Annotated in this window: 12 protein-coding genes; 7 read left to right on the forward strand and 5 right to left on the reverse strand. The window is 70.7% G+C overall.

Annotated features, from left to right (window positions below; genetic code table 11):
- Positions 1–167 precede the first annotated feature (167 nt).
- The 4 genes from OHS71_RS07040 to OHS71_RS07055 all read right to left on the reverse strand — a co-directional run bounded on the left by OHS71_RS07040 (position 168) and on the right by OHS71_RS07055 (position 6,893).
- Positions 168–1,418 carry an alpha-L-fucosidase gene (locus OHS71_RS07040; RefSeq protein ID WP_328477909.1) on the reverse strand — a complete coding sequence of 417 codons (1,251 nt, stop codon included), beginning with the start codon at positions 1,416–1,418 and terminating at the stop codon, positions 168–170.
- A 157-nt stretch (positions 1,419–1,575) separates the two neighbouring features.
- Positions 1,576–4,662 carry an alpha-mannosidase gene (locus OHS71_RS07045; RefSeq protein WP_328477911.1) on the reverse strand — a complete coding sequence of 1,029 codons (3,087 nt, stop codon included), beginning with the start codon at positions 4,660–4,662 and terminating at the stop codon, positions 1,576–1,578.
- A gap of 132 nt (positions 4,663–4,794) precedes the next feature.
- Positions 4,795–6,132: a 6-phospho-beta-glucosidase gene (locus OHS71_RS07050; RefSeq protein ID WP_328477913.1), complete on the reverse strand. Its 1,338-nt coding sequence runs from the start codon at positions 6,130–6,132 to the stop codon at positions 4,795–4,797.
- Positions 6,129–6,893, reverse strand: a complete 765-nt coding sequence (locus tag OHS71_RS07055) for a DeoR/GlpR family DNA-binding transcription regulator (protein WP_328484423.1) — start codon at positions 6,891–6,893, stop codon at positions 6,129–6,131. Before OHS71_RS07055 ends, OHS71_RS07050 begins: the two co-directional genes overlap by 4 nt.
- Positions 6,894–7,052: 159 nt before the next feature.
- Here OHS71_RS07055 and OHS71_RS07060 point away from each other — a divergent pair, with 159 nt between their 5' ends.
- The 7 genes from OHS71_RS07060 (at position 7,053) to OHS71_RS07090 (ending at position 17,805) form a co-directional block, all read left to right on the forward strand.
- Positions 7,053–8,072: a carbohydrate kinase family protein gene (locus tag OHS71_RS07060; RefSeq protein WP_328477915.1), complete on the forward strand. Its 1,020-nt coding sequence runs from the start codon at positions 7,053–7,055 to the stop codon at positions 8,070–8,072.
- A gap of 92 nt (positions 8,073–8,164) precedes the next feature.
- The gene (locus OHS71_RS07065) at positions 8,165–9,451 is read left to right on the forward strand and encodes an ABC transporter substrate-binding protein (RefSeq protein WP_328477917.1); all 1,287 of its coding nucleotides are present in this window, start codon (positions 8,165–8,167) and stop codon (positions 9,449–9,451) included.
- Positions 9,451–10,416: a carbohydrate ABC transporter permease gene (locus OHS71_RS07070; RefSeq protein ID WP_328477919.1), complete on the forward strand. Its 966-nt coding sequence runs from the start codon at positions 9,451–9,453 to the stop codon at positions 10,414–10,416. Before OHS71_RS07065 ends, OHS71_RS07070 begins: the two co-directional genes overlap by 1 nt.
- A 14-nt stretch (positions 10,417–10,430) precedes the next feature.
- Complete coding sequence (locus OHS71_RS07075; RefSeq protein ID WP_328477921.1) at positions 10,431–11,294, forward strand: carbohydrate ABC transporter permease; 864 nt, start codon at positions 10,431–10,433, stop codon at positions 11,292–11,294.
- Positions 11,291–14,218: a glycoside hydrolase family 2 TIM barrel-domain containing protein gene (locus OHS71_RS07080; RefSeq protein ID WP_328477923.1), complete on the forward strand. Its 2,928-nt coding sequence runs from the start codon at positions 11,291–11,293 to the stop codon at positions 14,216–14,218. The genes OHS71_RS07075 and OHS71_RS07080 overlap by 4 nt, the downstream gene beginning before the upstream one ends.
- A 39-nt stretch (positions 14,219–14,257) precedes the next feature.
- Entirely contained in the window at positions 14,258–16,120 is a 1,863-nt protein-coding gene (locus OHS71_RS07085) for a LamG-like jellyroll fold domain-containing protein (RefSeq protein ID WP_328477925.1), read from the forward strand.
- 17 nt (positions 16,121–16,137) lie between these two features.
- On the forward strand, positions 16,138–17,805 hold the full coding sequence (locus tag OHS71_RS07090; RefSeq protein ID WP_328477927.1) for a histidinol-phosphatase: 1,668 nt from the start codon (positions 16,138–16,140) through the stop codon (positions 17,803–17,805).
- A gap of 94 nt (positions 17,806–17,899) precedes the next feature.
- Here OHS71_RS07090 and OHS71_RS07095 read toward each other — a convergent pair whose 3' ends face one another.
- Positions 17,900–18,355, reverse strand: coding sequence for a MaoC family dehydratase (locus OHS71_RS07095; RefSeq protein ID WP_328477929.1), 456 nt, complete (start codon positions 18,353–18,355; stop codon positions 17,900–17,902).
- Position 18,356: the final 1 nt, after the last annotated feature.

An 18,356-nucleotide genomic window follows, 5' to 3' on the forward strand; every position in this document is an offset into this window, starting at 1 on the left:
CCACGGGGGAACGACAGGGGAAGACCGGGGCCCGGGGGGAAGCACAGGATCAACGGGGGAAAGACCGGGAATCGACGGGGGATTCCCGGCGGCACCAGGGATCGGGTCGGTCGGCCGCTGTCACGGGGAGCGGCCGGCCGGCCCGAACCCGTGCCCGCCACGGTGCCTCAGAAGCGTCCGGAACCCCGGTACAGCTCCAGCTCGCCGTCGAGTTCCACCGCGAGGACCGTGGCGTGCGGGTCGAGGTCCGACCCGGCCGGCGGGTCGATCCACAGCACACCGACCGCCTCGTGCAGGCCGCCCACGACACGGTGGGCGAGTTCCGTTCCGGTGCCGAGCACGGTGACCTTGCGGACCGGTGTGACCAGACCCCGGACACCGACCTCGGAGCGCGGGATGTCGAACAGGGTGAGGTAGAGAGTGCGCCGGTCGGCGGAGAGGGTGCTGGGCCCGTAGTGGTGCCCGGCCGGGAGCCCCCGTACCGTCCCGTAGACGGCCTGCTCGTGCTTGCGGATCCACTCCCCCAGTCCTTCGAGGCGCTCGACCTGCGGCTGCGGGACGGTGCCGTCCTCCCTCGGGCCGACATCGAGCAGCAGGTTGCCGCCGCCCCCGATGGTCTCCGTGAAGTAGCGGATCAGCTGGGTGAGCGACTTGTGGTGGTGGTCGTGATGCTGATATCCCCACGAGTCGTTGATGGTGAGGCACAACTCCCAGGGCCCTGCCGGAGGTTCGATGGGCGCGCCCTGTTCGGGCGTGGCGTAGTCGCCCTCGCTGAGCATGCGGGCGTTGAAGACGACGTCCGGTGAGTACGAGCGGATCAGCGCGGCGAGTTCCCTGATGCGCCACTGTTCCTCGCTGCGGTCCCACTCCCCGTCGAACCACATCAGGTCGGGCCGGTAGCGGGAGGCCAACTCGCGGATCTGGCCGTCCCGGTAGGCGAGGAACCGCTCCCAGGCCGCCAGGTCCTCGTCCTCGGCGGAGCACTCGGAGTAGCGGTTGTCCTCCATCTCGGGCGGGCGGCCGGGCTTGCGGGTGGTGGCGTAGTCCGGGTGGTTCCAGTCGGAGTGCGAGTAGTACAGACCGACCTTGAGGCCCTTCTCGCGGAGTGCGTCGGCGTAGCCGGTGAGGTAGTCGCGCCCCAGGTTCAGATCTCCGTACGCGGTGTCCCACAGGGCGACGCCGTCGTGGTGGCGGCTGGTGAGGACGGCGTACCGGGCCCCGGCGCGGGCGAACAGGTCGGCCCAGGCCCGGGGATCGTAGTGGGCGCCGGTGAAGCGGTCGAGCTGGGACATGTACCGGTCGTGCGGCACGATGTCGTCGTAGAACGACCAGGACTCCTGGACGCCGTCGACGGCGTAGATCCCCCAGTGGACGAAGATCCCCAACTTGGCCTCGGTGAACCAGGGTTGCATGGGCACGGCTGAACTCCTGTGCAGGGCGGAGCACTTCGGGGGTGGGGCGGCGCGCCGAGAGGTCGCGTCCGCCCCGGGGCGGCCGGTGCTGGTGGCCGGACGGCGCTTCCGGGCGGGGCGGACGAGCTCCGAGAGCGCGCCCGCCCCGGGCAGGACGGTGCCGCTAACGGCCGCCGGCCGCGCGTTCCAGACGGAGCGTCAGGATCTGGAAGGGCCGCAGCACCACGTCGACCGCGCCGTCCTCGCCGACCGGTGCGGGCTCCAGCGGCCGCTCCAGCAGGTCGGTCACCTGGGCACCCGCGAGCGGGAAGCCCGTGCGCAGGGCGCCGGTGGCCCGGCCGCCGCGGGACTCGTAGAGCCGCACGACGACGTCCCCGGACTCGTCGTCGGCGAGCTTCACGGCCTCGACGGTGACGCCGTCGCCGTCCACCGAGACGACGGGGCCGGGGGCGGCGTCCGGCGCCTTCGCCACGCGCAGCGGGAGGTTGAGGGAGTAGCCCTCGGCGACCGCGTCCTCGATGCTCGCGCCGGGGAGCAGCGCGTAGGTGAAGCGGTGCCTGCCCTGGTCGGCCTCGGGGTCCGGGACACGCGGGGCGCGGACCAGGCTGAGGCGGACGGTCGTGGTCGTACCACCGTCCTCGCGGACCGTGCGGGAGACGTCGTGGCCGTAGGTGGAGTCGTTGATGACGGCTACGCCGTAGCCGGGCTCGCCGATGTGCACCCAGCGGTGGCCAGAGACCTCGAACCGGGCCGCCTCCCAGCTGGTGTTGGTGTGGGTGGGACGCTGGATGTGACCGAACTGGATCTCGGCGGAGGAGTGCGGCGCCCGGATGTCCACCGGGAAGGCCGCCTTGAGGATCTTCTCCGCCTCGTGCCAGTCGATGTCGGTCTCGAAGTCGATACGGGGGCTGCCGGCGCGCAGGGTGATGGTCTGGGTGATCGTCGAACCCTTGCCGAAGGAGCGCGTGACCCGGATGGCGCCGACGAGCGGGTCCTCCTCGACGACCGTCACGGACTCCGGCTCCAGCAGGTCGGTGTACCGGTTCTGGTAGTGCTTGTCGATGTCCCAGGCGTCCCAGTAGTTGGGGAGGTCGGTGTGCAGGCGCAGCAGGTTTCCCCGGTCGGCGAGGACCTCGCGGTTCGCCCGGAGATCGCGGACGGACGACAGTGTTCCGTCTTCCGCGACCTGTACCCGGACCAGCCCGTTGTCCAGGACCCGCCCGGCGACCGTCACGGCCTGCGGCGGCTCCGCGCCGGTCAGCGACGCGGAGCCGCTCGCCGGCACCTCGACGTACGCCGGCGCGCCCTCGGGCGGGCGGACCACCTCGGCACGGCCGTACGGGCTCGTGTTGAAGACCCGCAGCGCGCCGCTGCGCCGGTCGTCGCCCGGCTGTCCGCCGCCGAGCGCGGCGACCGCCTCGGCGGTCAGCACCTCCAGTTCCTCGGCGACCCGCGCGTACTCGGCCTCCGCCTCGCGGTGCACCCAGGCGATGGAGGAGCCCGGCAGGATGTCGTGGAACTGGTGCAGCAGCACCGTCTTCCAGAGCCGGTCGAGCTTCGCGTACGGGTAGGCGTAGCCCGGCGCGTGCAGGGCGGCCGTGGTCGCCCACAACTCCGCCTCGCGCAGCTTGTGTTCGCTGCGCCGGTTGCCCTGCTTGGTGCGTGCCTGGGTGGTGTACGTGGCCCGGTGCAGCTCCAGGTACAGCTCGCCGACCCAGACGGGCGCGTCCGGGTACTCGGCGCGGGCCTTGGCGAAGAAGGTGTCGGGGTGTTCGACGACGACCTTCGGCGAACCCTCCAGGTCTGCCAGCCTGCGGGCCCGTTCCATGATCTCGCGGGTGGGGCCGCCACCGCCGTCGCCCCAGCCGAAGGGGGCCAGGGACCGGGAGCCGCCGCCCTTCTCCGCGTAGTTGCGCACGGCGCGGTCCATCTCCTCGCCGCTGAACCGCGCGTTGTAGGTGTCGACGGGCGGGAAGTGCGTGAAGATGCGGGTGCCGTCGATGCCCTCCCACCAGAAGGTGTGATGGGGGAACTTGTTCGTCTGGTTCCAGGAGATCTTCTGGGTGAGGAACCACTCGTTCCCGGCGAGCTTGGCGAGCTGCGGGTAGGCGGCGTTGTAGCCGAAGGAGTCCGGCAGCCAGACTCCCTTGGTCTCGATGCCGAAGTGCTCGATGAAGAACCGCTTGCCGTGGACCAGTTGGCGTGCGATCGCCTCGCCGCCGGGCAGGTTGCCGTCGGACTCGACCCACATGCCGCCGACCGGCACCCACTGCCCGTTCTTCACCGACTGCTGGATGCGCGCCCACACCTGCGGATAGTTGTCGCGCACCCACTCGTACTGCTGGGCCTGTGAGCAGGCGAAGATGAAGTCGTCGTACTCCTCGGCGAGGGAGGTGACGTTGGAGAACGTGCGGGAGGTCTTGCGCTTCGTCTCGCGGATCGGCCAGAGCCAGGCGGAGTCGATGTGCGCGTGCCCGACACCGGAGATGGTGTGGGCGCTGGCGTGGGCGGGGCTGGCCAGTACGGGCGCGAGGACCGCGCGGACGGCCGCGGCGCTGCCGGAGACGTCGTCGAGGTCGAGGGCGTCCATGGCGCGGTCCAGGGCGTGCATGATCTCGTGGCGGCGCGGTTCGTGCTCGCCGAGGTGGACCATGAGTTCGCGCAGCACCTGGAGGTCGAGGTCGAGGTGCCAGACCTCCTCGTCGAGCACGGCGATGTCGGCCCGGCGGAAGGTGTAAAGGGGCCGGTCGCCCGCCGTCAGCACGTCGCCCAGCGGGGTGGGGCCCGCGAAGTCGTTGGCCAGGATGTCCGGGTTGGAGGCCGCCTCGACCAGGTAGTCGATGCTCTCCCCGCCCGCCGCGGGGTTGGCGATGGGCACGTACTGGTTGAGCGGGTTGACCGCCTTCAGCGGCGTTCCGTCGGTGAAGTGCACGAGGGCCTCTGCCTGGCTGCCGGGCCAGTCGCCCACGAAGCCGAGGTCGATGACGGCCTCGACGCGCTTGCCGGCCCACTCCGCGGGCACCTGTCCGCGCATCCGGAACCAGGTGGTGCCCCACGGCGGGCCCCACGGGGTGTCCAGCGCGAAGGGCGCGTAGGCGGCGGCCGCGGCCTCCTCGAAGGGGACGGGCTCCCCCGGCGCCTGCCAGGCCTCGACCTCGAAAGGCACGGAGGCGGCGTAGATCGCCGGCTTGATGCGCTGGTTGTGGGCGCGCTCGACGCGCTCCTCGATGCGGCGGCGTTCGTCATGCATGGGACATCTCCAGAGAGGGACCACGAGGGGCGGGGGGCCCGGGGGCCGGGGGCGGTGCAGCCGGAGGGAAGGAGGAGGGGACACGGAGGTCAAGGAGGGAGAGCGTTGGGGAAAGCGCTTTCCCTCCGGTGCTCACCTAAGGTACGCCAGGCCGGGATGGACCTCGGTGTACCCCTCGACCAGCTTGCGGGCCACGTTCACCGAGTCGACCAGCGGATGCAGTGCGAACGCCTTCACGGCGGTCGGGCGGGAGCCGGACTCGGCGGCGGCCAGCACCTCGCGCTCGACACCCTTGACCGCGCAGACCAGCCCGGTGGCGTGCTCGGGCAGCGGGGCCACGGCCACCGGATGCGCGCCGTTGGCGTCGACCAGGCAGGGCACCTCGATGACGGCGTCGGCGTCCAGCACCGAGAGGGTGCCCTGGTTGCGGACGTTGAGGATCAGGGTGGTGCGCTCGTCGCGGGCGATGGCACGCATCAGGGCGAGGGCCACCTTCTCGTAGCCTCCGGAGAGGTCGTCGGCGTCGCGTTCGCCGGCGCCCGCCGTCTCCCGGTTCTCGGCCATGTAGGTGGCCTCGCGCTCCGCGCGGGTGCGGTCCCAGGCGGTGAGGGCCGCGGCGTCGGGGCGCTTCATCTCCTCGTAGAAGCGGGCCTGCTGGCCGGCCAGGAACGCGCCGCGGGTCTTCTCGACCTGCTGGTAGGCGCGTACGGCCTCCCGGTTGAAGTAGTAGTAGTGCAGATACTCGTTGGGGATCGCGCCGAGGGACTGAAGCCAGTCGACGCCGAACAGCTTGCCCTCCTCGAAGGAGCCGAGCAGGTCGGGGTCGGCGAGCAGCCGCGGGAGTTCGTCGCGGCCGGCGACCCTCAGGCCGCGGACCCAGCCGAGGTGGTTGAGGCCGACGTAGTCGATCCACGCCTCCTTCGGGTCCGCGCCGAGCACCCGGGCGATACGGCGGCCGAGCCCGACCGGGGAGTCGCAGATGCCGATCACCCGGTCGCCGAGGTGGCGGGACATGGCCTCGGTGACCAGTCCCGCCGGGTTGGTGAAGTTGATGACCCAGGCGTCCGGGGCCAGGCGGGCCACCCGCCGGGCGATGTCGACGGCGACGGGGACGGTCCGCAGACCGTAGGCGATCCCGCCGGCGCCGACCGTCTCCTGCCCGAGCACCCCCTCGGCCAGGGCCACCCGCTCGTCGTTCGCTCGGCCCTCCAGGCCGCCGACACGGATCGCGGAGAAGACGAAGTCGGCGCCGCGCAGAGCCTCGTCGAGGTCGGTGGTGGCGGTCACCCGGGGCGCGTCCGCGACGGCGGACGCCTGCTCGTCCAGTACACGGGCGACCGCATAAAGCCGACTGTCGTCCAGATCATGCAGTACGACTTCCGTGACCCGACCCTCGGCGCGGTCCGTCAGGAGCGCCCCGTACACGAGCGGCACCCGGAACCCGCCGCCGCCCAGAATCGTCAGTTTCACGCTTGCACCTTTCCTGCCACGACCACCTCGACGCCCGCCTCCTCGAAGGAGGACCGGGTCGCCGGGTCGACCGGCGTGTCCGTCACCACCACGTCCAGGTCCTCGGGACCGCAGACCTTCGCCATGCCCGTACCCGGGAACTTCGCCGAGTCGGCGAGCAGGACGACCTTGTCACCGGCCTTGATCATGGCCCGTTTCACCGGCACCTCGACGACCGTCGTGTCCATCACCTGCCCGCCCGGGCGCACTCCACTGGTGCCGAGGAAGAGCCAGTCCGCGTGCAGCTGGCGCAGGTTGTCCTCGGTGAGGAAGCCGACCAGGGAGCGGTACTCGCGGCGGACCATGCCGCCGAGCAGCACCAGCTCGATGCCCTCGTCGTCGGCGAGTTCCTCGTAGACCACGAGGTTGCTGGTGATGACGGTGAGCCTGCGGCCGTGCAGCTGCCGGGCCAGCCGGTACGCGGTGGTGCCGATGTCGAGGAGGACCGACTGACCGTCGGCGACCATCGCCGCGGCATGCGCGGCTATGGCGTCCTTCTCCCCCACGCGCACCTCGGCGACCTCGGCGAAGGGCTGGTCGCCCTCCTCCGCGACGGCGCCGCCGTGCACCCGGGTGAGGAGCCCGTCGTCCTCGAGTTTCACCAGGTCGCGCCTGATGGTGGCCGGGCTCACACCCAGCTGCTCGGAGAGATCGGTCACGGCCGCGGGGCCTCCGGCGCGCAGGGCCCGCAGGATGAGTTGATGTCGTCGTTCTGCCAGCACGGCGTGAACACTACTCGTCATCTTCAATCAAATCCATGCTCACTTCTGCTGAGGTATTGACCAATCTCGCCGAGGGGCGCACGATTCCGGTCACCGAATTGAAGAGATCTGACGAGCTCCCCCGGCACGGGACGGAGCTCCCCGACGAGGAGGATGTACGTGGACGACGACCGGCCCGAGGTGCTGCTCACCGGGCTGCTCTTCTACGACCTCGTCCTCACGGGGCTCGGCGGTCCGCCGACCCCCGGCGAGGAGATCTGGACGGCCGGCATGGGCTGCGGCCCCGGCGGCATCGCCAACCTCGCGGTGGCCGCCTCCCGCTTCGGCCTGAGGACCTCGCTGGCCACGGTCTTCGGTGACGACTTCTACGGCGCCCACTGCCACGAGGTCCTGGCCGCCCAGGAGGGCGTCGACCTCGGCCTGTCCCGCGTGGCGGCAGGCTGGCACACGCCGGTCACCGTCGCCCTCGCGCAGGGCCAGGACCGCGCTCTCGTCACCCACGGCCAGGAGCCGCCGTACTCGCAGGACGTGCTGATGGGCGACCCGCCCGACGCGCTCACGGCCCTCGTGCACCTCGAGGCCGAGCCGCGCGCCTGGCTCGCCAAGGCGGCCGCGAACGGCACCCGGATCTACGCCGACGTCGGATGGGACCCCACCTCGCAGTGGTCCACCGACCTGCTCGACCAGCTCGCCCTGTGTCACGCCTTCCTGCCCAACGAGACCGAGGCGATGGCGTACACCCGCACCGACAGCGCGGTCGCCGCACTCGGCACACTCGCGGAGCTGGTGCCGGTGGCCGTGGTCACCCGGGGCGCCGACGGCGCGGTGGCCGTGGACCAGGTGACCGGGGAGTACGCCGAGGTCCCCGCCCTTGACATCGATGTCCTGGACGCGACGGGCGCGGGCGACGTGTTCGGCGCCGGCTTCGTCGCCGCCTCGCTCGGCGGCTGGCCGCTCGTGGAACGGCTGCGGTTCGCCGCCCTCGCCGCCGGGCTCTCGGTCCAGCACCACGGCGGCGCGCTCGCGGCTCCCGGCTGGTACGGCGTCGACCGCTGGTGGCGCGCGCTGCGCGACCCCGGGCTCAAGCGGGCGTACGGCTTCCTCGCCGACCGCATCCCGGCGGACGTGGGCCCGCCCGTGCGGTACGCCCCGGTCACCCCGCCCGCCCAGCGGCCCTGACCGCGCCCGCATCCGGAAGACACCCCCATGCGTGCTCCTCGCATTGACCCCGTCTGCGAAGACGCGAACAGATCCGAAAGGCGGTGGGAGCTGTGCGGCTCTCACGTAGAGGCCTGCTCCGCGCGGGCCTGGCCGGTTCGGCCGCCACGGCGCTCGGCGGCCTGGCGTCCGGCTGTGCCGTTCCGACCGGCTCCACCGGCCGGAACATGGTCCTGTGGTACTGGGACGGAGGACTGGGCGACACGGTCGTCAAGAACGCCAGGGCCCGCTACGACAGCTCGGTCGACCTCCAGGCCATCAAGATCGGCGGCTACTACCGCTCGAAACTGATCACCACGATGGCCGGCCGCGCCCACATCCCCGACATCGCGGGCCTGAAGGGCGAGGACATGGCGTCCTACCTGCCCAACGCCGACCAGTTCGTGGACCTGCGCACGCTCGGCGCGGACACGTACAGGTCCCGGTACCTGCCCTGGAAGTGGGAGCAGGGCATCGCGGACGACGGCAGGATGGTCGGCTTCCCGATCGACTGCGGCCCGGTGGCGCACTTCTACCAGTACGCCGTCTTCCGGAAGGCGGGGCTGCCCTACGAACCCGCCGACGTGTCGAAGGAGCTCGACACCTGGGAGAAGTTCTTCACGGCGGGCGAGCGGCTCCGGCAGCGGATACCGGGGACCTTCCTGCTCACCGACATCAACAGCGTCTTCGAGAACGTGGTCCAGCAGGGCAGCGCGCGCTACGTGGACAAGGACCGCCATTTCATCGGCGACCAGGAACATGTGCGCCACGCCTGGGCCCTCGCCGTCGAGGCCAAACGTCGCAAGATCGTGTCGAACCTGGTCAACGGCACCCCCGACCAGCTGTCCGCCGTCGAGGACGGCAAGCTGCCGAGCCAGCTGGGCGCCTCCTGGGCCACCAGTGACATCAAGAACGGCGTGCCCAGGACCAAGGGCCGCTGGCGGGTGGCCGACATGCCCGTGCGGCCCTCGAACAACGGCGGCTCCTTCCTGTCCGTCACCAAGGCGTGCCGCGAACCCGAGCGGGCGTTCCAGATCATCAGCTGGATGCTCGACTCGGGGAACCAGGCGCAGGGGTTCGTGGACGCCGGGCTCTTTCCCTCCACCCCCGCCTCCTACGACCTGAAGCAGGTGCGCCGGCCGGACGAGTTCTTCGGCGGGCAGGTCACGATGGACGTCTTCGGCCCGGCCGCGCAGAAGATCGTGGTCGCCTACAACAGCCCGTTCGACGTCGCGCTCGGGCAGCCCGTCAAGGACGAGATCAAGAACGTCGGCGTCCTCGGCAAGGACCCTGAGCAGGCCTGGAGTGACGCCATGAGCAAATGCCGGCGCATCGCGAAGCACCTGGGGGTGAGCTACTGATGGCCACCCCGCGCACCCTGGAGAAGCCCCCGGCGGTCGTGGCGGAGGCTGCCCCCGTCGCGCAGCCCCGCAGCGGCTTCCGCAGGTACTGGCACCTCTACGCCGCGATCTCCCCCTTCTACCTGCTCTTCCTCTGCTTCGGCCTGATCCCGGTCGGCTTCTCGCTCTACCTCTCCTTCCACCGCTGGGACGGCCTCGGCTCGATGGAGTGGGCGGGGCTGTCGCAGTACCGGTACCTGCTGAGCGACTCCGAGTTCTGGAGCTCGATCGGGACCACGATCGTCATCTGGGCGCTGGCCACCTTCCCCATGATCTTCCTGGCGATGGTGACGGCCGTGATGCTCAACTCGGCGGTCCGGTTCAAGAACCTCTACCGGGTCGCCTACTTCCTGCCGAACGTCACCTCGGTCGTGGCGATCGCGATCATCTTCGGCTCGGTCTTCTCCACCAACTTCGGCCTGGTGAACGCGTTCCTCCAGGCGATCGGCCTCGACCAGATCGCCTGGCTGAACACACCGTGGGGCATCAAGATCGCCATCGCGACGCTGATGACCTGGCAGTGGACCGGCTACAACGCGATCATTTTCCTCGCCGGCCTCCAGACCGTGCCGAGCGAGCTGTACGAGGCGGCGCGCATGGACGGCGCGGGTCCGGTGCAGACCTTCTTCCGGATCACGCTGCCGATGATGCGGCCGGTGCTGGTGTTCGTGCTCGTCGTGTCGACGGTCACCGGTCTGCAGAGTTTCTCCGAGCCGCAGGTCCTGCTCCAGAACACCTCGAACGACTCGACGTTCTCCGGCGGTCCCGGCCACGCCGGCCGGACGATGGTCCTCTACTTCTTCCAGCAGACCTTCGACAACAACGACTTCGGCTACGGCGCCGCCGTGGCATGGGGGATCTTCCTCGTCGTCGTCCTCTTCTCGATCATCAACTGGCGCCTGGTGCAGCGCCGGGGCGAAGACTAGGAGGCCCGCACACCATGGCATCCATCCAAGGAACCCGGCGTACCAAGCGGATCGACGGGACCGCCCGCAGGGGGGTCGCGCTGCACGCCGGCCTCGTCGTCGGCGTCCTGCTCTCGGCCTTCCCGTTCTACTGGGCCGTGATCATGTCGACGCACACGTCGTCGGAGATCTTCTCCTACCCGCCGAAGCTGCTGCCGGGCACGCACTTCCTGGAGAACGTGCGCAGCCTCTTCGACAACATCGACTTCTTCGGCTCGATGTTCAACTCGCTGCTGGTGGCGGGATCGGTGACCTTCCTGGTCCTGTTCTTCGACTCGCTGGCCGCCTTCGTCTTCGCCAAGTTCGAGTTCCCGGGCAAGCAACTGCTGTTCGTGCTGCTCATGTTCATCTTCATGGTCCCGGCGCAGCTCCAGGCCATCCCCCAGTTCGTCATCATGGCGAAGCTCGGCTGGATCGGTTCGATGACGGCGCTGATCGTGCCGGCCGCCGCCAACGCGTTCGGCATCTTCTGGATGCGCCAGTACATGAAGGGCGCGATCCACGACGAACTCCTCGACGCCTCCCGCATCGACGGCGCGAACTTCCTGCGCCAGTACTGGCACGTGGCCCTCCCCGTGGTCCGGCCCGGTCTGGCCTTCCTCGGCATCTTCACCTTCATGGGCCAGTGGAACGACTACGCCTGGCCCCTGATCGCGCTCACCAACCCGGACAACGTGACCCTCCAGGTCGCGTTGTCCCAGCTCAACGGCACCCATGGCACCACGGACTACGGAATGGTCATGACCGGCGCACTGCTCGCCCTCGTCCCCCTGCTCATCGTGTTCGCGATCGGGGCCCGCCAGATGATCGGCGACCTCGCGAAGGGAGCGATCAAGTGAGTGACCCGCTGCTGACCCTCCGCCCCTGGGAGGCACCCGAGGTGACCTCCTGGGGACGGCTCCCCATGAACGCCGTCGACCGGCGCTCCGGAGCACACTCCCTGGACGGCGACTGGCGTTTTCGGTTGCTGTCCGCTCCGGACGCGCCGGTCGGCGGTCCCTGGTCGACGGCTGCCGTGCCCGGCGTTTGGACCATGCAGACCATCGAGGGCAGCGTCGACCTTCCGCAGTACCTGAACATCCGTATGCCGTTCGAGGACGTCCCGCCGCTGTCGCCCGCCGGCAATCCGACGGGTGTCTACGAGCGGGACGTCGACATCCCCGCCGAGTGGGCCGGGCGCCGGATCGTGCTCCAGGTCGGGGCCGCCGAGAGCGTGCTGCTGGTACATGTGGACGGGCGGCCCGTCGGCGTCTCCAAGGACTCGCATCTGGCCGCCGAGTTCGATCTGTCGGGTGTCGTCCGCCCGGGCGGCCGGTCCGTCGTGCGGCTGACGGTCGTCAAGTGGTCGGACGCCTCGCACATCGAGGACCAGGACCAGTGGTGGCACGGCGGGATCACGCGCTCGGTGCTGCTGTACGCCACCGACCCGCTGCGACTGGCCGACGTCACCGTGCGGGCGGCGCACGACGGTGAGCTGCGGGTCGACTGTCTGGTGCGGGACGCCGGCGGGGCGCTCCCCGAGGGGTGGTACGTCGACGGGGAACTGGACGGGCTGCCGCTGACCCGGGACACCGGGTTCGACCTGGCCAACGCCGAGGAGGAGCGCGTCTCCGCCTTCCTCGGCGAGGCCCGGCTGCGCGCGCGGGTGCCCGAGGTGCGGGCCTGGACGGCCGAGACGCCCGAGCTGTACGGGCTGACGGTCCGGCTGCACCGGGCCGACGGCACCGTCGCGGACACCTCCCGCCACCGGGTCGGCTTCCGCGATGTGAGCATCGTCGGCCGGGATCTGCTGGTCAACGGCGAGCGGGTCTTCATCCGGGGGGTGAACCGCCACGACTTCCACCCGCTCACGGGGCGGACGGTGTCGTCCGAGGACATGCGCGCGGACCTGGTACTGCTGAAGCGCTTCGGCTTCAACGCGATCCGCACCGCGCACTACCCCAACGACCCGGGGCTCTACGACCTCGCCGACGAACTCGGCTTCTACGTCGTCGACGAGGCGGACATCGAGTCCCACGACCACGCCCACGAGATCGCCGACGACCCGCGCTATCTGGGCGCCTTCGTCGACCGGGTCTCGCGGATGGTGCTGCGGGACAAGAACCACCCGTCCGTGATCATCTGGTCACTGGGCAACGAGTCCGACTACGGCGCCAACCACGACGCGGCCGCGGGCTGGGTGCGCCGGCACGACCCGACCCGGCCGGTGCAGTACGAGGGGGCCGCCAAGCGCGGCTGGGCCGATCCGCAGGTCGCCTCCGACATCGCCTGCCCGATGTACGCACCCCTGGAGGACTGCGTGGCGCACGCGCTGTCCGGGCGGCAGACCAAGCCGCTCATCCAGTGCGAGTACTCCCACGCCATGGGCAACAGCAACGGCACGCTGGCCGACCACTGGGCCGCCATCGAGGCCACCCCGGGTCTTCAGGGCGGGTTCATCTGGGAGTTCTGGGACCACGGCATTCTTCAGCGTGTGAACGACGGAAGACCGGTCGGGCGTGGGGGCGCCGGGCTCTATGACAACGGTGTCGCCGCACCCGGATACCGCTGGGCGTACGGCGGCGACTTCGGCGAGAAGGACCACGACGGCGCGTTCATCGCGGACGGTGTCGTCCTCCCGGACCGCACCCCGAAGCCGGTGATGCACGAGCACCGCGAACTCGCGGCGCCCGTACGGCTCCAGGGCGTCGGCCCCGAGGGTCTGGTCCTCACCAACCACCAGCACTTCCGCGGCCTGGAGTGGCTCACGGGCGAGTGGGAGCTGTCGCTCGCCCACGGCGGGACACTGACCGCCTCGGCCGAACTGCCCGAGCTGCGGCCGGGCGGGACGGCCGTGGTGCCACTGCCGTTCGCACTGCCGGAGGACGGCGGCGAGGCCTGGCTGACGCTGCGGGTCACCACGGCACAGGATCTGCCGTGGGCTCCGCGGGGCACCGAGGTGTGCGCGCCTCAGGTGCGGCTGCGGGCGCCGGCGCCGGTCGAGGACCGCGCGGGTGCCGGCCGCGTCGAGATCGACGCCGACGGACTCCTGGTCCACCCCCTGCTGAGCGCCGCGCCCACGCTGTCCCTGTGGCGGGCGCCCACCGACAACGACGAGCTGGGCGGCATGGCGCGGCGCTGGCGGACCTGGGGCCTGGACGCCCCGGTGCGCAGACTGGTGTCCGTGCACCAGGAGGGCGACGGGGTGAGCGTGCTCGCGGAGTACGCGGGCAGCACCGGCACCGTCCGCCACCGGCAGGTCATCACCCCGGTCGAGGGCGGCATCCGGATCGACGAACAGGCCGAACTCCCGCCGGAGTTCGACGACGTGGCACGCGTCGGCTCGGTCTTCGAGACGATCGCGGGACCGGACCTGCTGGAGTGGTTCGGCCAGGGGCCCTGGGAGTCGTACCCCGACCGGAGTGCAGGTGCCCCGGTGGGCCATCACCGCGTCGGCGTCGACGAGTTGTTCACCCCGTATCTGCGTCCGCAGGAGAGCGGCGGCCGGCACGGTGTGCGGCACTTCACGCTCTCGGCGCCGGACGCCACCGGCCTCGCCGTCACTCTGGACGAACCGCGCCAGGTATCCGTCACGCGCTACCGCGCCGAGGACCTGGCGGCGGTCACCCACCACGACGAACTCGTGCCGCGCGCCGGCTGCGTGGTCCACCTCGACGCGGCGCACCGCGGCCTCGGCACGGCGTCGTGCGGCCCCGACACCTTCCCCTCCTACCTCGTCGCAGCGGGTGTCCACCGCTGGAGCTGGACCCTGCGCGTCCTTTGAACCACCGATCCCAGCAACGGACTTCCCTACGGAGCGCACGTGTGTACTTCGCATGCCCACGAACAGGGCGAGGCCCCCCAGGCCGGTGCCGGAAGACGCGGATTCCTCCGCGCCACCGCACTGCTCGGCGCCGCCGCCACGGTCGGCCTCGCACTGCCGGCCACCGCGGAAGCGGCCACCGCGGAAGCGGCCTCCGCCAAGTGGCGGCCGGACCCCGACAGCCGCCGCTTCACCCTCGCCGTCATGCCCGACACCCAGTACCTCTTCGACGGCCCGAGCATCGACAAGGCGCCGGTCGAGGCGTCCTTGCGCTACCTCCTGGAGCGCGACGACGAAGGCGGCGCAGGAAACCTGGTGTTCCTGGCCCACCTCGGCGACCTCACCCAGAACGGGGCGAAGGCCGAAGTAGCGGCGATCAGCGAGGCGTTCGGCCTGCTCGACCGGCGCGGGGTCGGCTACAGCGTGCTGGTCGGCAACCACGACGTGAAGTCGTCGACCACCGACCAGCGCGGCGCGACCCCGTACCTGGACGCCTTCGGTCCGCAGCGCTTCCGGGGCAAGCCCACGTTCGGCGGGTCCTCCCCCGACGGCTACAACACCTTCCACCTGTTCCGGGCGGGCGGCCGGGAGTGGATGGTGCTGGCGCTGGACTGGCGGCTGTCGGAACAGGGGTACGCCTGGGCCGCCGACGTCCTCGCCCGGCACCCACGGACGCCGGTCGTCCTGACCACGCACGAACTGGTCGTCGAGGACGACTCCCTGTCGGCGTACGGGCAGCAGCTGTGGGACCGGCTGATCGACAACCACGACCAGATCTTCCTGACCCTCAACGGGCACTACTGGCCCGCCGGACGGGCAACGCGCAGGAACGCGGCCGGACACGACGTCCATCTGCACCTGACGAACTACCAGAACCGCTACTTCGGCGGCGCAGCCATGATCCGCCTCTACCACTTCGACCTCGACCGAGGCGCCATCGACGTGGAGACGGTCTCCCCCTGGATCCTCGGCCGGGCCGCGAAAGGGCTCAACGAGCTGGAGCGGCAGGAGATGGAACTGAGCGGCGACGCCGACCGGTTCACGGTCGACATCGACTTCGACCGGCGCTTCGCGGGTTTCGACCCGCTGCCCGTGCGCGCCGCCCGCCCCGTGGCGAAGGTGCTGGTGCGCGGCACGGTCGCCTACTGGCGCTTCGACGGCCACGCCGACGGTACGGCGGTCGGCGGAACCGTCCGGGACCTGTCCGGACGCGGCAACGACCTCGCCCTCGTCACCGTCGGCGGCGGCGCCCTCAACTGGTCGTCCGACCACCACCCCGACCAACCCGGCCACGGCAGCCTGGAGTTCCAGGGCTTCAAGTCCCCGCTCAAGGGCGCCTATCTGCGCACGGTCGAGGGTGCACCCCTCAACTCGGCCACGTTCAAGGACGGTTACACCATCGAGGCGTTCTACCGCCTCCCCGCCGACTGGGATCCGTCGCACCACGCATGGTCGGGTCTGGTCAGCAGGACCGGCACCGGCGGCGCCGCGGGCAAGACCGGCGACGACCCCGACGAACCGCTGGCCACACTCTCCCTGTCCAACGACCGGGAACCGCAGTGGGCGATGCGTCCGCTGAACCAGCAGGGCATCGCCACCAACTGGGGTCAGGAGACACCGCTGGAGACCTGGTGGCACCTCGCGGTCGTCAACGACGGCCGGCACACCACTCTGTACGTCGAGGGCTGCCCGGTGGTGCGCAACCCGAAGGCGGCGGCCGTCGGTGTCGCCTCCGTCGGGCTGCCGTGGCTGCTCGGCGGTTACGAGTACGGCGGGCAGATCGACCAGATTTTCCACGGCCGCCTCGGCGACGTGCGGATCGTCGAACGTGCGCTGCCCGTCACGTCCTTCATGACCCACTGACCCCGGCGAGGACCACCATGACCGAGCAGCAAATGCCCACCTGGGCCGACCCGTCCGTCCCGCCCGCCGCCCTCGACGCGCAGGGCGTCTCCCGACGCGCCCTCATGCGCCGCGCGGGCCTGTTCGGCGCCGCCTTCGCCCTGGGGTCGGCGGCCGTCCCCGCGGCGGCCGCGTCCGGCCGGGGCTTCGGCGGCGACGACCCGCGCCTCGCCTACCTCGTCGGCGACCACCACATCCACAGCGTGTACAGCCACGACGCCAAGTACACCTTCTCCCAACTGGCCACCGCGGCAGCCACCTACGGTCTCGACTGGATGGTGTTCAACGAGCACTCCAACTTCGGGCACGCCTCCTACGGCGCCGCGCTGGAGCACCAGGAGATCCTCAAGGCCCGCGCCGAGAACCCGCGCCAGCTGATCTTCCAGGGCCTGGAGTGGTACATCCCGGCCGCCGAGCACTGCACGGTCTTCGCCGCCCCCGGCCCGCACGAGGTCGACCTGCTCACCCGGTTCGAACTCGCCTACGACGGCAAGCTGCTCGGCTACGCCGACGGTGCCCCGGACCATCCGAACACCGCACGCAACGAGGCGCACGCGGTCAAGGCCATCCAGTGGCTGGCCGAACAGCGCCGTACCGGTTACGTCGACGACGTGCTCGTCCTCGCCAACCACCCGCTGCGCCTGGGCATCGACTCCCCGCACGAGATGCGCAACTGGCGGGACGCCGCACCCGAGATCATGATCGGCATGGAGGGCGCCCCCGGCGCGCAGGGCGGCGGCATCCCCGGATGGGAGGGCCCCGACTCGCAGCGCGGCGAGTACACCAACAAGCCGTCAGCCAACTCCTGGCCCGGCTATCCGGAGAACGCGTACGTGCTGTACGGCGGCTTCGACTGGATGACCGCGACGGTCGGTGGCATGTGGGACGCGATGCTCGCGGAGGGCAAGCTGTTCACGATCACCACCAACTCCGACGTGCACCGGGTCGTGTTCGACACCTGGAAGAACGGCGACTGGCTGCCGGGCCGGAACTTCGACAACACCGGCCACATCCCGGACCCGGTGAACACCGATTCGCCCCAGCCGGGCGGCGACTTCTGGCCCGGCCAGTTCAGCCGCACCCACGTCGGCGTCACCCGCTACGGCTACCGGGCGGTGATGGCCGGCCTGCGCGCGGGCCGCGTCTGGCTCGACCACGGGCACCTGCTCGACGGGCTCGACGTCCGGCTGAAGCGCGACTGCGACCACGGCCGGGGCGTCACCCTCGGCGGCCGGCTGCGGGTGCGCAAGGGCGAGAAGCTCACCCTGAACGTGACGGTGACCACCGCCTCTCGCCCCAACTCCCACGGAGTCCTGCCGCAGTTGGCGCACGTGGACGTGATCCGCGGCGCGGTGCGCGGCGCGGTGGCCGACCGTGACACGTGGCGGGCGCCCGACACCAGGGTCGTCCACACGAAGGACGTCCAGGGCCGCAAGGGGACGTACACCCTGCGTATCCCGCTGACCGCGGGCGACGAGTCGTTCTACGTCCGGCTGCGCGGCAGCGACGGGAACCGGCACGCGGCCGGTTACCTGGGCGCCTCCGTGGACCCCCACGGCCCGATCCCGCACGAGCCCGGCAACGGCGACCCGTGGGCCGACACCTGGTTCTACGCCAACCCGGTCTTCGTGGACGTCGTGAGCTGACCGCCCCGTGAGAGGCGCGGGGAACCGCGCGACCAGCCACGACGGTCGCGTGGTTCTCCACGGCCTCAGCGGCTACGGCGCCGCGGACACCGGCTCACGCGTAGAAGCGCGACAGACTTTGCAGCACCGCCGCCGGCTTCGCACCGCCCTCGATCTCGATCGCGCCGTCGACGGTGATCTGCACCCCGCCCGGCACCTCCTGGACCTCGGCCAGCTTGGCGACGAGGCGGATCCGCGAACCGACTTTCACCGGCGAGGGGAACCGCACCTTGTTCAGCCCGTAGTTGACCTTCGTCGTGACGCCCTGGACGTCCAGCAACTCGGTGAAGAGCGGGATGAAGAGGGAGAGGGTGAGGTAGCCGTGGGCGATCGGGGCACCGAAGGGTCCCGCTGCGGCCTTCTCCGGGTCCACATGGATCCACTGGTGGTCGCCCGTGGCGTCGGCGAAGGTGTTGACGCGCTCCTGTGTCACCTCGATCCACTCGCTGGTGCCGAGGTCGCTGCCGGCGAGCTTCTTGAGTTCGTCCAGGCCGTTGACGGTGATGCCCATA

The organism is Streptomyces sp. NBC_00377 (assembly GCF_036075115.1).
Classification (GTDB): domain Bacteria; phylum Actinomycetota; class Actinomycetes; order Streptomycetales; family Streptomycetaceae; genus Streptomyces.